Origin of the sequence: Bacteroides oleiciplenus YIT 12058 (assembly GCF_000315485.1) — a bacterium.
In the GTDB taxonomy this organism is placed as follows: domain Bacteria; phylum Bacteroidota; class Bacteroidia; order Bacteroidales; family Bacteroidaceae; genus Bacteroides; species Bacteroides oleiciplenus.
In genome coordinates, this window is the sequence record NZ_JH992946.1 from 134,760 (window position 1) to 151,315 (window position 16,556).

Annotated in this window: 9 protein-coding genes; all 9 read right to left on the bottom strand. The window is 41.0% G+C overall.

The genetic code is table 11. The annotated features are described in order from the left end of the window. Positions 1–32: 32 nt before the first annotated feature. Entirely contained in the window at positions 33–3,065 is a 3,033-nt protein-coding gene (locus HMPREF9447_RS25050; RefSeq protein WP_009132460.1) for a tetratricopeptide repeat protein, read from the bottom strand. Between the two features lie 92 nt (positions 3,066–3,157). Further along, positions 3,158–3,685 carry an NUDIX hydrolase gene (locus HMPREF9447_RS25055; RefSeq protein WP_009132461.1) on the bottom strand — a complete coding sequence of 176 codons (528 nt, stop codon included), beginning with the start codon at positions 3,683–3,685 and terminating at the stop codon, positions 3,158–3,160. Positions 3,686–5,215: 1,530 nt separating this feature from the next. Further along, entirely contained in the window at positions 5,216–6,724 is a 1,509-nt protein-coding gene (locus HMPREF9447_RS25070; protein WP_009132465.1) for an RHS repeat-associated core domain-containing protein, read from the bottom strand. Positions 6,725–6,841: 117 nt separating this feature from the next. Further along, positions 6,842–7,408 carry a hypothetical protein gene (locus HMPREF9447_RS25075; protein ID WP_009132466.1) on the bottom strand — a complete coding sequence of 189 codons (567 nt, stop codon included), beginning with the start codon at positions 7,406–7,408 and terminating at the stop codon, positions 6,842–6,844. 26 nt (positions 7,409–7,434) lie between these two features. Continuing rightward, positions 7,435–8,544, bottom strand: a complete 1,110-nt coding sequence (locus HMPREF9447_RS29215) for an RHS repeat-associated core domain-containing protein (RefSeq protein WP_244267668.1) — start codon at positions 8,542–8,544, stop codon at positions 7,435–7,437. 75 nt (positions 8,545–8,619) lie between these two features. Next, positions 8,620–8,820: a hypothetical protein gene (locus HMPREF9447_RS29220; protein WP_244267669.1), complete on the bottom strand. Its 201-nt coding sequence runs from the start codon at positions 8,818–8,820 to the stop codon at positions 8,620–8,622. Between the two features lie 131 nt (positions 8,821–8,951). Further along, positions 8,952–9,494, bottom strand: coding sequence for a hypothetical protein (locus tag HMPREF9447_RS25085; protein WP_009132468.1), 543 nt, complete (start codon positions 9,492–9,494; stop codon positions 8,952–8,954). 330 nt (positions 9,495–9,824) lie between these two features. Next, positions 9,825–10,316, bottom strand: a complete 492-nt coding sequence (locus HMPREF9447_RS27525) for a hypothetical protein (RefSeq protein ID WP_009132469.1) — start codon at positions 10,314–10,316, stop codon at positions 9,825–9,827. After that, the gene (locus tag HMPREF9447_RS29225; RefSeq protein ID WP_009132470.1) at positions 10,304–16,534 is read right to left on the bottom strand and encodes a DUF6443 domain-containing protein; all 6,231 of its coding nucleotides are present in this window, start codon (positions 16,532–16,534) and stop codon (positions 10,304–10,306) included. Before HMPREF9447_RS29225 ends, HMPREF9447_RS27525 begins: the two co-directional genes overlap by 13 nt. Positions 16,535–16,556: the final 22 nt, after the last annotated feature.

Sequence of the window (16,556 nt, forward strand, 5' to 3'; positions counted from 1 at the left end):
ACTACTAACTACTTACTACTAACCTACTTTTCTCATTTCAGTTTCTCCAATCTCTCATTAATCATCTGCTCGATGTTATCATCAGCCTGGTAATTTTGTTGCAGGCTCAACAAATATTGGCGAGCATCCAGTTTCTTATCCATGGCAACATAAACATCTGATAAGAGGATGAAGCTACGTGCCAGCCAGTATGCATGCGGTGTACTCTGCTCAATGAAGTTGAGTATTTCTTTTTCGGCAGCAGGATATTCTTTCGCATCATACAGTTGCTGGGCAACCAGATATTTGGCTTCGGCTCCATAGAGCGTGCGTGTATCCTTTGCCAATGCCTGGAGGTCGTTCATTGCCTTCTTGTCGGCACGCTGGTTCAGGTAGGCTTTGGCACGGAAATAGAGTGCTTCGTTATGCAGTTCCGGTGCCAGCTTGGCTTCAGCGAGTAAGTCGGTGGCGGCAGCAATTGTTTCTACATCATCCTGCATCAGGGCGGCACTGCGCAACATTCCGGTTGCTGCCAGTTGGCGGCGTTCGGCAGTGGTGGCTTTGGCTTTCAACTGTTTGTAGTCGGCAAGCGCCTGGTCAAATTGCTTGCGGTTGAACAGGATTTCTGCCCGTGCAATAAGTGCTTCCTGTGAATAAGGATTGTCGGGATATTCCAGCAACTTGCCGGCATGCTCCAGTACGGCGGCTTCATCTTTCTGCTCTTTGCCGATAGTGCAAAGGTAGAAATGCGCGTTCAAGCTGAATGCACCGTTGGGGAAGCTTTGCAGATAGCGTTCGAAGCTTGCTTTGGCAGGTGCGATGTCCCCTTTCATATATACCTTTTCGGCAGCGATATAAGTCAGTGAGTCTTGTTCGCTGGCATCGAAGCGGATTTCTCCCGGTACTTGGGCGGCCAGGGCGGCAAATTCGTCTACGCGGTTGGCATCTACATAGATAGATTTCAGGTCGCGCATGGCGAGGCGGGCTTCTTCACTACCCGGATATTGAGTTACGACATGTTTATAAGCATCTATGGCACGGTCGTACTCATCATTCTGGTAGTAGAGCAAACCGATTTCGGCAGCAGCTTTACGGCTGACCGGGCTTTCCGGATATTTATCCAGCAATTCTTTGAATGTTGCAATTGCCTGGCGGCTGTTGTTGGTCTGCACGTATGACCGGCCTTTTTCGTAAAGGGCATTCACTGCATAAGGCGAAGTGGGGTATTTGCTTGCCAGACGGTTGAGCAAAGCTACTTTGCCATCATAATCTTTCTGCAATCCGGCCACCAAAGCCAGTTGGTAGAAAGAATAATCACCCGCAGGGGTTCCCATGTTTTCAGCTTTAGCATAATACTGTTTTGCCTCGTCGAAGCGACGTATGTGCAGGTAGCAGTCACCTATGCGGTTATAAGCATCTGCAAGCGCAGTGGCGTTTTCTCCCTTTTCCAGTTGTGTGAATTTCAGGAAACGGTTCTGGGCAAGAGAGTAATCTTTCTGGTGGAACGCGATATATGCCAGATTGTAGTATGCCAGTGCATATGTTTCGGTATTTCTGTCCGGAGTGAGGTTCAGGTATTCGCTGAAGTTGGCAGCAGCTTCCTGCATTCGGTTCAGGCGGTAGTAAGACTCACCTCGCCAGTAGATGGCATCAGCTTTCGTTTGCAGATTGTACTGTCCTAAAACCACTGACTGGTTGAAGTAACCGATAGCCTCCTGGAACTGTGCATTTGCAAAGGACTGTGTGCCGAGGTGGAACAGAATTTTCTGTTTCGCTTCGAGAATGGCTGCACCCGGATGTGCGATACGTTCAATGGATTTCAGGGCGGCTTCGTAACTGCGGGTATTCATATATACCTCTACCAGATAGCTGCTTACTTTATCTACATATTGGGAACTCGGGAACTCGTTGAGGAACTTCTCGAAAACGGTAACAGACTCGCCAAAGGCGGAGTAGGAGGTTTCGTGAATACAGAGAGCGTAGTTGTAAGCGGCTTGTTCCTTGATTTGCATATCTGCATTAGAGGCGGCAGCCTGTTCAAATGCCATGCGTGCCTTGTTCTTATCCGACATTTGCAGATAGGACAAACCCATATGGAGATAAGCATTCTGTGAAAGCGCATCGCTTTCGGTGGTTACTTTGCCGAGGGTGGTGGCGGCTTTGGAGAATACGCCACAGTGATAGTATGAAAGTCCCAGCATGTAGAGCGCATCCCGGCGGGCAGCCTCTTCTTGGTTACTTTCCAGATATTTTTCGAAAGCCTGCATTGCTTCGTGATACTTTCCGAAGTGATAGTCCGCATCACCAAGGACGCGATACATCTCGGCCGTATATTCATTATTCGGATAAGCGGAAAGATAATTTTGTGCCACGATTTCCGCTTTATCATAATTCTTCTTGATGAGGTAGATTTCCGCTATATAATAAGGTGCCAGCGCTTTATACTTCGCATTGTCCTGTAAAGACAGGAATCCGCTCAGGGCATCATCATACCGTTGCTGTGTATAGCGGATATAAGAAATATAATAGGTACAATCTGCCGCATACTTCTTGCTGGTGCTGCGAAGTGTTTCAAACCATATGGCGGCTTCCTTCACATTTCCTGTTTTCAGGTAGCAGGTGGCAAGACGATACGTCATATCGTCACGTTCTTTGTTGGCCAGCAGGTCGAGGCGGGTGGCATTGAACATTGCCATGGCTGCATCATAGTTTCCCTCAAAGAAATATACGGAGGCCATCAGTGCATAAATGCGGTTGGCATATGGCGTATCGGGATATTCTTCCAGATAAGCCTGCAACTTGCCTATGCTTTTGGAGTCTTTTAATTCATAGGCGGCGCATACCAGCATGTATTCCGCTTCCATCCGTTCGCCTGCGGCGGGCAGTGGTTTGCCTTCTGCATCCATCTGGCGTACGAATGCTTGCAGCGGCGGGATAGCGGCTGCATATGCTTTTTGTTGAAACAGTGAGTGTCCTTCCTTATAGAGCCGTTGGGGGGAAGTGATTTTCTCGCTAGTCTGTGCCGTAGCGAGCAGGGGTGCACAGCAAAGCGCCGTGCATAGTATTCGGGAGAGTTTATTCTTCATGATACAACGCGTTTTTACAAAAGTACGGGTTTTAAGTCGAATTTGTTACACTTGTTTGGCTTTTTTAGGATATATAGGTGTCAGGTGAATAATTATTCGCTCATTTCTTTCAGGAATATTTCTAATCCTTTCCGGATGGAGCGCAGTCCGAAATCTTCTGTATGTATGCTTTTTAGGGGCAGGAAGAAAACATCTGCCGCGTCATCCATAGCCTTATAATGCAGTGTGTCGGTTACTGAACAACGGAAGAACATATCCAGGGTGTGAACAGTAAAACCGGAGTACACATATATATTAGGTAGTGAAAAGAGGTATTCTGCCTTTTTCACTGTCATTCCGGTTTCTTCCTTCACTTCGCGGCTTACTCCTTCTTCTCCGGTTTCCGCCATATCAATGAAACCACCGGGCAAATCGAGTGTTCCTTTAGCCGGGTCTTTGGCGCGACGGCATACCAGCAGTTCATCTTGTTCGTTCATTATCAGTGCTACGGTGGCGGCAGACGGGTTGAAGTAATAGACAAATCCGCAGTCGGTACAACGCTTGGACTTTTCGTTGTTGTTTTCAAAGTGTACGGAGCCACACTTGGGGCAGTATTTGAATTGTGAAAGAGGGTGTTCCATGAGGTTTTATGAGTTTATTAAATCTTCTATTTTTATAGGTAAAACCATATTACGTTATAGATGTTTCTGCAAATGTACGGAATGTGTGGCAGTATAACAATAGGTAGTGGGGGATAAGTGGCATTTTGAAGCCTGTGCCTTTCATTTTGTGTTTGTCTTTAAAGCATAGCTTCCTAAATGCATAAGAGAAAAGAGCTAATGGTTGAGTGTAAACTTGCTTTTATCCTATTGATTTTGCACTTTTACCTGGTTGAAAACTTTGTCCCGCAATTGCGGGCCCAACAGTTTCGATATGGGGGCTGGACAGCCCGCAGTTGGTCACCGGACAGCCCACAATTGCGGGACGAAGTTTTCAATTAGGCAAAAGAACATTTTGTCCGGTTCAAAAGAGCAAAATCATTAGGCTAAATATGCATTTATCTACTTTGTTGCTGTTCTTGAATCCTTGTAAAGGATTGTGTTATCCCTTGTTTTCCGGTGTGTTTGGTGCTGTATTCCTTCATTATTTGCAAGAATTATGGTAATGTTGCGGGATTTTTGAAGAAAAAAGCACTGAATGAGTTTAATTTACTCGTAGAAAGGTGCTGTTTGAAGATAATTTGGTGAGTCCTGTGTGAAATGTATATAATGTTGAAAAATAGAATGTTATATTGATGGTAAGTAAATATATTGAAAAAATGCGGTGTAGGAAGACGCTTTGCCTACACCCGCATGCTAATCTTTCATGTCACACAAGGTGTTATTAATGAATGTATTAGCGCTTTGGGTGTAGGATGTAGGTAAAATAGGTCTTTTTTTGTTTTTATAAAATTAGCTCTGAGCCTGACTTGCTATGCTTGTTCCCGTTGCTTTCTATTCTTATATTCCCCACGTGCATACACTCTGATCCATTTCTCATGATCTGTGAACCTCCAGATAAGAAAAGTAAAAAGTAAAAAGAAAGGGGAAACACATATGTAAACCAAATAAAGTCTTTGTTTATATGTAGGATTAGGGATTCCTTTCACCACACTAAGAGACGGGATAACAGAATTGTAATATACTGTTGCTGAATCAATATTTTCTTTCATGTCTTTAGCAAAAAAGAATGTTCACTATTATAAGCGTGATTTTCACAATGATATTGATATTTCATATTCCTGCTCTATTCCCATGTTTCTTTAATACACGTCCAGCTGCTGTTAAATCTGCTTTGGAGGCTTTGCTAGCAGCTTTTAGTAATTGAGTTATTTTTTGATTCAAAAGGTTTTGTACTATGAAGACATAGCCTTATTCCTATTTGTTCTTTTTACTGAATACTGAGATTAGTAGAAAAATAGTACTAATAACTACGTAGCCTAAAAAATACCATAACCATGTTATGTGCGATTTTAAATAGGCTGTAGCAAACTCTATATTTATTTTATATAGATTAGAAGATTCTTCTATTTCATATTTGTAACTGACCATACTGTTTATAATTGCATAAGCAATTATAAATAAAAAAGCAATGGATGCTATCAAAAATACAATTCTGATCCACTTCATAATTTATCTAGTTCTATAGACTGTACCTCCTGGCTTAGACGTTTTAATTAAATAGTTTTGCATGGATGCTGGAACTACAAACCTATGTTGAACAGGAACTGTTGTCCATGTACCGAAGCTGCTTGTTTGTTGATACATAGTCCCGTTCAGGACTTTGGAACCATTATTATTTAAAACATCTGAAACGATGGTTGTACAATTGTTACTTGTTAAACTATATTTGTTTGTTACATGTGCTGAAGGACTGTCTTGATATTCTCCTGTATTTGGCATTACTGTAGATGAATTAAATTTTTCATCAATTGCAGTTGCTATGACTTCATCTGCTACGTCTGTTACAACAAATACTGACATTCCATTTGTAGCTTTTTTCTCATTGTAAGCTTTAGCTTCTTCTCCTGTTAATTTTAAAAGAACTCCAGGTCCATCTGCCAAAGAGTTGGAACTTCCATCTGGTCTTTTGTTTGTCCCACTATATCGGCCATAACTGTAAACAACCAAATCTTCTCCTTCTCCCACACTAATCCATGTATGACCTGTAGCTTGAGTTTCATTATAAACTCTAATCGAATCTCCACCTGGATCTGTATATCTAACAGGATTATTTCCACAATACACGTATGGGCTAATCGAATAATACTTTTCTGCCAACGGATCCACCACATGCCATCTCCCCAATGCCGCATCCATCATCCTCGCCCCATAATCATACCAATCCAGCCCATGCATTCTATCCAGTTCTTTTCCGTTATACTTATAGGGCTGTTTTCCCGAAGTTTCAGTATTCACTTCAAATACCCCTCCGAAAGGATAGTAATGATTCATCTGTTCTGTGTTCCATGACGTTCCATTCAGGCGTACTACTATCCGATTATTTCCCTGATGGTTTTTCAGGTAATAATAAAATGTTGGAGTTGTCCCGCTCAGAGTGGCATAGCCTTCTTCTGTGAGCACCTTGTTCAGACTTCCGTTTTCATAGATCACATTGCCACAATAATCTACCGTATGGGTTTGTGAAACCTGACTTGCCGCCAGCTCTTTTATCTGCCCCATGGGGACGGATATATTGGCGATTGCCGTCTTGTGTACGACTTTCAGTTTCCTTCCATCCGCACTATAGGTATAGTCCTTCCGGTTCCCATTGGTAAATTGCAGTGTTGTAGGCAAATATAAAAGAGTATATTGGATTTTACTAATTTTCTTGTTATAATCCTGCTGCATATTTCCGTTGGAATCATAGAGATATTCTGTTCCGCTTCCCTTGTTCTCGTCTACAAAGTTGAACACGCCGTTGTAGAGAGGGTCGGTTGCCGCATCGGTAACATTCTTCAGTTGGTTTCCGTCATAAGTCAAGGTCAGATTGTCAATCATCCCATAGGTGGTAGACGAACTCTTGCCACTACGTTTCAATCCCTCGATATTTCCGTTTTTGTCATATCCGGTGATAATCTCGGAGAAGCGTCCGGCGTTGGCAGATAAATTATCGCCCTCCCCATAGTCGGCGTTCAACATGCGGTTCAAGTGGTCGTAGGCAAACTTATATCCACGGGTGGTTTCGGTATCTGCTTCCCAGGGTATGCTGTCGATATTACCATGTAAGATACTCGACAGAACAGAAGCGCTCTTAGTTTATGGTGTGGCACAACGGCCATAGCAGATATTGTGCAAAACATTATTTTTATATAGATAACCCCAAAACATATCTTTGTCACCTCTTTGTAGAACCTCAAATTGATACTTATCAGGATCAATACATTTTATTGAAGTTGTTCGATCTGTTTGCAATAAGAAGGGGGTCATAAAAGAACCACTAATATAAAAATTGCATCCTTTATAATATAAAACTGCTTTTGTCCGGCGGTGATAAGTCAAACGGGGAACATAGTATATGGCAGAAATACTTAAATAAGGATATTCCTTTTTGTTCTCCAAACCATAAATAGGCTCTTTTCTCAAAGAAAAATAAAAAGATTGGCAATCTTTTGTTCCCTCGTACTCTGGGCACTCCTTAGTTTTTGTTATGATAGAGTCCAATATGGGGTAGAGTAATTCTTTAGGTTCATAAACTTTCAATTCCTTTGTTATATAATCCTTTGCCTTATAAGTTTTGATTTTCACAGATTCGACATAAGAATGGCAGGATACAAACAAAAGTGTACCCAATGTTGTCAATAAATAGGTTGATATTTTTGTCATATTGTTCACTTTTTATTTTAACATTATCATGGATTGTAAGGATAATACTTCCCTTGATTTAATATTCTAAATATGGCATTGGGGGAATGTTTTAAGATATTAGCAGCATTTCCTCTATCTCCGTCTTCATCTGATGGTTTAATGGCTCCCGGAGTTGGATGGATATGGTCAGCCCGAATAATCTGGATACCATTTAGGGTGTATTTAGCCGTTTGGTAACTTCCAGCCTCAACAGTGGTACCATTGTGACTAGTTGATAATAAATTGATAGAAACGCCTTGTGCATTTTTCATTAAAGTATTTGCCCATTCAACATTTGTATTCTTATCTAAGAAGTTCATTAAGTTTAAAGATTCTTTGTCATCCTGAACTTCATAGGAGTGATTAGCATATGATTTCCCTGTTTTATGCCCTTCTGAATCCACATATGGACCTTTCATTGCTTTGGTACTCATATTCCTGCTTTCTCCGGCTTGTTCATTTAAAATACCCTTACTTATTTGTATTCCAGTTTTATTCCCAGAAGTATCGTAGTCTTTTATTTTAGCAGATGAATAATTATCCTTGTTATATAGCACGTCATACTTATCACCTCCCTCATTATTTACTTTTTGTATATAACCATCTTTATCAACGGTATATCCTGTGTATAGCATACCTGTAGGGTCAATATATCTCACCGGATTATTTCCGCAATACACATACGGACTCGTTGAATAATACTTTTCTGCCAATGGGTCCACCACATGCCATCTCCCCAATGTCGCATCCATCATCCTCGCCCCATAATCATACCAATCCAGCCCATGCATCCTATCCAGTTCTTTTCCGTTATACTTATAGGATTGTTTTCCCGAAGTTTCAGTATTCACTTCAAATACCCCTCCGAAAGGATAGTAATGATTCATCTGTTCTGTGTTCCATGACGTTCCATTCAAGCGTACTACCATCCGATTATTTCCCTGATGATCTCTCAGGTAATAATAAAATGTTGGAATTGTCCCGTCCAGAGTGGCATAACCTTCTTCTGTGAGCACCTTGCTCAGACTTCCGTTTTCATAGATCACATTGCCACAATAATCTACCGTATGGGTTTGTGAAACCTGACTTGCCGCCAGCTCTTTTATCTGCCTCATGGGGACGGATATATTGGCGATTGCCGTCTTGTGCACGACTTTCAGTTTCTTTCCGTCCGCACTATAGGTATAATCCTACCGGTTTCCATTGGTAAATTGCAGTGTTGTAGGCAAATATAAAAGATTATATTGGATTTTACTAATTCTTTTGTTATAATCTTGCTGCATATTTCCGTTGGAATCATAGAGATATTCTGTTCCGCTTGCCTTGTTCTCGTCTACAAAGTTGAACACGCCGTTGTAGCATGGCTTGCTGTTTCCATCTTGTGAGAGCATGAGGCATCTCATATTGCCGTATGCATAATAGACCGGTTGTGTTCCGGGAAGTTTCTTCTCTATGCTTACGTAATAACATATACATCAAAAAAACATATTCTGACTGTAAAGTGAAATAGGAAGACCTTATTTTAAATACTATTGATGCCAGCCTCAAAGCATAAGGTAGCTAATAGATTATCTCCAACAATGGCTTTTTCTTTAATATTTTCCAGATACTTATTATTACTTACTATTTTTATGGCATGCTCTTTTCTCATTTTAGCATAGTCTACATTCAAATATGGAGAATACCCCCAAATATAAAGCAAATTTAAAGAATCTATTTGGAAAGACTTCTCAAACATTTGTTCTATATCATTACAGGTCAAATCTAAGTAAAACTCACCAAAAGAAGACGCTATGTAAGCTGTATAAAACAAAAACTCAGGATCGTTTATATACTCTTCATCTTCAATAAAAATCTTAAAAGTAGAATTTAAATCCTTTAAATAGACCTGTTTAGTTTCTTTCGACATATCTGTTTCAACAATAGAATACAAATACACATAGATTAGATTGATAAATGTATCTAATAAATCATTTTTTTCTAATATATTTCTTTTCAGTAAAGCAATAGAATATGCATAATTGCCATTCTTAAAATAATCTTTTATCTTTTTTCTCCATTCCATAATATAAAATAATTAGTTATGGAAGAGCTGAATTAGCGTATATTAGCTCTCCAATAAGTCCTCTATTAATTTATTAATATTTAATAAACAATAAGCGTGCTAACCCTACCGATTACCGTAGCGAAAACATCCTATTTATATAGGAGAGTAAACTTACATTAATTAAGCTGTCTATTTGGCTTGTTTTTTTGGGCTTTTATACAGAAGCATATAAAAAGCATAACTGATAATAGAATTAATTTTCTCATATTATTTGGTTTTAGGAGTTACAAAATATTTCATTGGGACTGTGGCTTGTAGTCCATTGGAGCCATGAATGTAGACTTTCTCCTATTTCTGTTCTCCTTGTTTTCTACTCTTGTATTCCCCACGTGCGTACACTCCAATCCATTTCTCATGATCTGCAAATTTCAAAATGAGAAAAGCAAAAAGGAAACCTATGAATGTTAATCCCATTTTCCAAATACATTCGTTCAACTTAGAGCTATTCCCACTGATATCCTTTATTTCACTAATCATGGGAAATGTTTTATTATATAAAATGGTTATTTCTGTATTCTGTATTTCTTCGGCAACTTCAACTGCGACTTCTTGTGCTCCTGAGTACTTCTTCTGATTTACCTTATAAGAGTAGTTAATAGTAACTGGTTGTTGTTTAAAATCTATAGAAAAATCTATAACAGATGTCGGAGCATACGAAAAAATATCTACGATACCATTATGTGCTATATATAGAAAATAATAATATATGAAAAATGTGCCACATATAAAAAGCCATAGATATAAAGCTGATTTATAAATAAATCTAATTATTTTTTCCATTTGTCCTCCGTTATTTTTAATGAAAATTCAGTAATAGTAGAAGTCCCTGCATCAATTTTCCAGATTGAGTTTGCTGTAGTTTTGCCTACTTCACTCATGCCTTTTGTTATTTGATTAACGATCACACTTGTTGTTTTTGCAGATGCCCCCATTTCGCCTAATACAGTTGCTGTGGAATTTATATTATTAGACATTGTTTGCTGAATAGATTTAGAAGAGGTAGCAACCATTTTCCCCAGATTACTAGCAACACCGCTTGCTACTCCTCCAACTGCACCTGCAATTGCTCCATTTATGGCTTTACTGGAAAAGTTTTCTGTAGATATCTTAATATTATTGTTTGAACGTTGATCGACAACCTGTCCAACAACATCTCCGACAATGGCACCACCAGCACCACCAATAGTCCCTGCAGCAGCTCCGACTCCCAAGACAAGTAAGGAACCCCCTCCAGTTGCTACAGCACTTCCGACTGCCAAATCAACGGCAGCACCTGTTATTGCACCTGAAACGGCACCTTCCGCTGCACCTGCCCAAAAACTTTTACCTTCTTTATAGGCTCTATATCCACCTGCTATGCCACCAATAATTCCACCTAAGGCAGTGCCTACAATCCTCCCATCAGGGTCTACATACTTCACTGGACTATTCAGACAGTATGTATATGGGCTAGTTGAATAATACTTTTCTGCCAATGGGTCCACCACATGCCATCTCCCCAATGCCGCATCCATCATCCTCGCCCCATAATCATACCAATCCAGCCCATGCATCCTATCCAGTTCTTTTCCGTTATACTTATAAGGCTGTTTTCCCGAAGTTTCAGTATTCACTTCAAATACCCCTCCGAAAGGATAGTAATGATTCATCTGTTCTGTGTTCCATGACGTTCCGTTCAAGCGTACTACCATTTGATTATTTCCCTGATGATCTCTCAGGTAATAATAAAATGTTGGAATTGTCCCGTCCAGAGTGGCATAACCTTCTTCTGTGAGCACCTTGCTCAGACTTCCGTTTTCATAGATCACATTGCCACAATAATCCACCGTATGGGTTTGTGAAACCTGACTTGCCGCAAGCTCTTTTATCTGCCCCATGGGGACGGATATATTGGCGATTGCCGTCTTGTGTACGACTTTCAGTTTCTTTCCGTCCGCACTATAGGTATAGTCCTTCCGGTTTCCATTGGTAAATTGCAGTGTTGTAGGCAAATTTAAAAGATTATATTGGATTTTACTAATTTTCTTGTTATAATCTTGCTGCATATTTCCGTTGGAATCATAGAAATATTCTGTTCCGCTTCCCTTGTTCTCGTCTACAAAGTTGAACACGCCGTTGTAGAGAGGATCTGTTGCGGCATCAGTAACATTTTTTAGTTGATTACCGTCATATGTCAGAGTCAGGTTATCAATCATCCCGTAGGCGGAAGATGAACTCTTTCCATTACGTTTCAGTCCCAAGATGTTTCCATTCCTGTCATATCCGGTGATAATCTCGGAGAAACGTTCTGTGTTAGCCGATAAATCATTTCCCTCTCCATAACCGGCATTCAGCATGCGGTTTAGATGATCGTAGGTGAACTTATATCCCCGTATGGTTTCGGTATCTGCTTTCCAGGTCATACTGCTGATATTACCATTGTAGCATGGAGTACCGCTCCCGTCCGTATAATATAACTTCTGGATGAATTTCGAGCTTTCTATTTTTTTTGTCCATCCCCGTATGTTGTAATCATACGTAATACTGTTGGCATTAGATCCGTGATGTGACTTGCTTTTCAATCTTCCAAGTTCGTCGTAGGTGTTTGTTGCCAGTGTTACGGTATTGTTTCCCAGTTTATAAATTACCGATGTGATACGTTCGGCATGATCATAATTATAAGTGTAATTCTCTTCTACAGTTTTTTTATTGGCATTACTCTCATTAGTGGTATGAACATGGTTCACTGTCTTGGGTTTTCCCGTAAAAGTATAAGTGTTCTCCACAGTTTCGTATCCATCCAGGTGATTACTTGACAAGCTTCGGATAATCTGCCCTTTGATATCATAGAAATTAACCGAATAAAGTTTGGTATTGCTTCCCGGCACTTTTGTGATACTGCCTGCCGGATATCCCTTGACATATCCTTGGTTAGCAGTTGAGAAAGCAGTGGTAAATTTGCTGTTATTGAATCCGGACAGCACTTTGAACTCATAATCATCGTAGTAGTTTACTAGATGTACTTCGGGCGAGGTCAGTGAAAATGTAGAGCTATATCCACTATTCTCTAAACCTGTGTTAGTATTACTGCGTTCGCAATTGATGATGACTGAAACAGCTGAGGCGGTATTGGTGTTTTTGCATATGCCTTGTACTGTCAGTCGTTGGAATTTGTCGTAAAGATAGAATGTCCATTCTCCTGTGGTATGCTGGTTGCCATCCTGTGAGAACATGAGACGTCCTGTCTTGTCATATACATAATAGACTGGTTGCGCTCCGGGAAGTTTCTTTTCGATGCATAAATGGCGGGCATCGTAACGATAGTAGTAAGCGTACTTCTGCAAGATGTCGTTGTTTCGGATACTCCATGTGCCACTGCTGCCAAGTGCGGCGGAAGCCATCGGTGGAAGCACTAGCAGAGGATCGCCGAGCGCGTCATGCACGGTATAAGTATCGTGAAATTCTCCGTTATTAACTTGCCGCACCAAGACGATGTTTCCCCGGAAGTCGGTGAATGTATATTGTTTGTGTCCGTCTTCATCCGTAGTTAATGTTACTTCCAGTTCTCCTGCCGGGTAAGTGCCGGTACAACGGAATTGCTCGCTGTTTACAGCTTCATAACGGTTGCAATTTAAGACCGGTATCTGTGGTTTATTAGCCAGGTATTCGTAAGTAACCGGGTGTGCCCGGAAATCACTCCCGGGAGGCGTTTTCTTTAACAACTGTTCTATAGGTGCTGCTTCATAGGTACTTTCCGTGTAGGCGTATGAATCGCCATAATAATTTGCAGAAAGATTGGCATAATTAGTGGCACGCCCATTTGCTGCGGTTGGGATAGGTAACCAACTACGCGTCTCACGTCCCAGACAATCATATTCAAAAACGTGGAGCAGGTTATTCTGAAGAGGGGTGATTTGTTTCTCCAGTAATTGTATCGGCTCTCCCAATCCGTCGTAGTATTGGGTCTGTTCCAGATAGTTCATTGTCCCATACAGGTAGTTCTTGGTGGTAATGCTATTCTCAGCTGCTCCTTCTGCACGCAGGGTGTAAGCGAATTCTGACACAGTCTTTTTTAAGTGATCCGTTATTCGGCTGAGTTTACCTCCCTGATATTGATAGTTGGTTTCTTCCCCGTTGGGTGCGGTTACTTTTGTACAGCCAACGAGCGGTTCGTATTCGTATTGCGTAATCAGAGCCCAAGGCGGTCTTACCCACACTCCAGGCTGCAATGGAGGTCCGGAAGCAAAGGCTAGTGGCGTCTGTGTGTCAAGGTAGGAAGCACCACTAACTACGGCAACAGGAGAATTGCAGGATAAATCCCAAATGTAGGCAGTGGGAGTAAGGTCATTCAATCGGATTTCCTGTGGAAATTCAAGTAAATAATTTGCTAAGGTTTGTGAGGCTGTCTCTTTTCTGTTCCATGACAGAATCTTACGTGAAGGGCGTATATTTCCTTTCCCGAAATCGGTATATTTCCAGCTTAATAGAATAGTATCTTTCGTATTTATAACCCATTTTTCCATAACAGGAAGATTGATGTTTCCGCTATTAGCTATCCTTTGCAGTAAACCGCTTGTTATATTGGACGAATAACAATAATAATGTTCAAATGTCTGGTTACCACAAACTGTTTTGATGGATTGCAGTAAACCGTGGTCAGCCAATTGTGTACTGTCTTCCGTGAATCCTGGAAGTATAACTCTTAACGGAGGAGGTAATAAGTGTGCCGGGTTGAGGTACACTCGGGAGCGGTTATAGGTATATGAAGTAATCTCCTGGTGTGAGACGGAGTTTGGATAATGTCTGATGGTAATCGTTGTATCCTTGAATAAGCGTCCGCAGACAGTTTCTGTTTCAAAGAAATTAAAGTCGGATATACTCTGGAAATCTTCTTTGTTTATTCCTGACGCATCTATGGTGCGCAGAATGCTTTCTACATAAAGTCCTGTTTGTACGGTTCCTGTACGTTCAAGAGAATATCGGTTGATTTCTTCTTCTATGGGTTCATAGCCCGAAGCTGTATATTTATATATGGTACGGTGGATGAGTGGAGCCTTTTCCCAACAGGTTTCCTGAAAATAGCCACCTACGAATTGTGGACCATAAATGCGGTTCATCTCTTTGAATGTTTCCTGACTTAAATTAGGATAGTATATTTTGGTACCCAGATAACGGGCATTGTCGGGGTCAAGTGAGGGGTTGGAAGATATACCTGCACCTTTGAAAGGATGCAGGCAATTGGAAGTATCATATTCATATACAGTCTTCATTCTTTGTAAAACATCACTCCCGGATACTGTTTCGGTCACTTTACCATAATATATAATGGCACTCTCGGCACGATGACCCGGAATGCGGCAGGAAGTGGTACGAACGCTTCCACTGCTGATGCTGGTAGGAGATCCTATGTAAGAGGCGCGGACTCCAGACAAGGAAATGAAAGCTGTTGTACCAATGTCATCGAAGTTGATGGTGCAGGCTTCATTCTCATATGTGAATTCGTGCGTCTTATTTTTCCCGCTCACCGGGTCAGCTACAGATATGCTTTGAATGCGTAAACCTATGTTTACAGGAGAGCGGAAAAGATAGCAGCGATTGGCTTCATATGTATATGTAGTGGTGGCCCCTGTGGGTTCCTGAATACTTTTTAAAGCATATGTGCGGGCGCTTTCAAAATGGTAACTTCGGTTGCCGGAAAGTTCTCCTGAATAATTAAGAATACTGTTGTGGGATAAAGTCGTGGTGATTCTGGAGTTACTATATCCGAAGAAATCTTTTTTATCATTGTTGTTACTGTTACTTTGGTCGTAATAAGCAAAAGTACGTTTGTCAAGCAGTTTGGTTCCGGATGAAATACTGACACCTTCCATGCGTAAACGTTTATCTCCAAATAGTTTGTCGTTATCAAACGTGATGGTGCGTACAGTATTTCCAAGCGTATTTTTGATTTCAATTTTAGCCATACGTATGTTGGGAGTTCCGGCTTTGCGGGTACCTGATATGGTAGAAGAAGTGAAGTTTATAGTAGCAGTCCGGCATTTTATCTGGGATAATGCTCGTTGATTAGAAAATGTGGTTCTATGTATGGCTGCAACTGCATTTGGTTGCTGACTACTGGTTCCGGTAGCCCCGTTGGTAGTGGTTACGAAAGAGGTGGATAGACTATTGGATGACTCAGAACGTTGCCACGAAGGGATGGTCGTGTACGTTAGTGAAATGCTGTCTGTGCGGTATGGAGATACTATTTTTGAGAGATGCCAGCATGATACCGTATTGTAATTAGGGCTGTGGTAGAGATTGTCAATAATGGTTGGAAAGTATTCATAACTTACCTGTTCGCGCTCTGTGAAATAATAGGTACAACCGGAAGGAGTCGTTATCAGAAAATTATAAATACCGTTGGAGGTCTTATTTATGCTTTCTATTTTCAGACTAGTCGGAGGTAATTGTGTAATCGTCCCGTTAGGAGTGCATGTAAAACTTCCCGAATATCCTTCGAAGTTATAGTAATATCGGTCAGGATTTGCTTCTTTCTGCAAGTGAACGATGTCTTTCAGGTAATTCAAATCGGCACTATTCTCTATTTGTTGACGGGTTTTCTGCTGAAATGGGAGCGATTCATCCGGTTGTCCGTGAATCACTCTGGAGATGCATCCGCCTGCATTCAAGGTCCATCCCAATCCAAGCACTCCGGGAATATCGTCTACTTTGCACCCGGAAGTATGGTATGACATGGATATCGAAAAAGGAATATCTTTTAGGTATAAATCGTATAAAGGGATATGCACATCAGCAGTCCCTGTATTCCGTGAAACGGGATAGTCCACGTAACGGTTCATTTGAGCAGCTTCGGGAGATGGAAGTACTGTTTTATCTGATATTGTACGGGGTACGACATACGGAGAGTTGTCCGAACTGTTCAACGGAAGGGGACTGGGAATAGGTATACTGTCCTGACTCTGGGCATAGATAGGCAGGAATAATGTTAATATAAATAGAGTCGATAAAATCTTTTTCATAGTGATGATTATGATTAGTTTG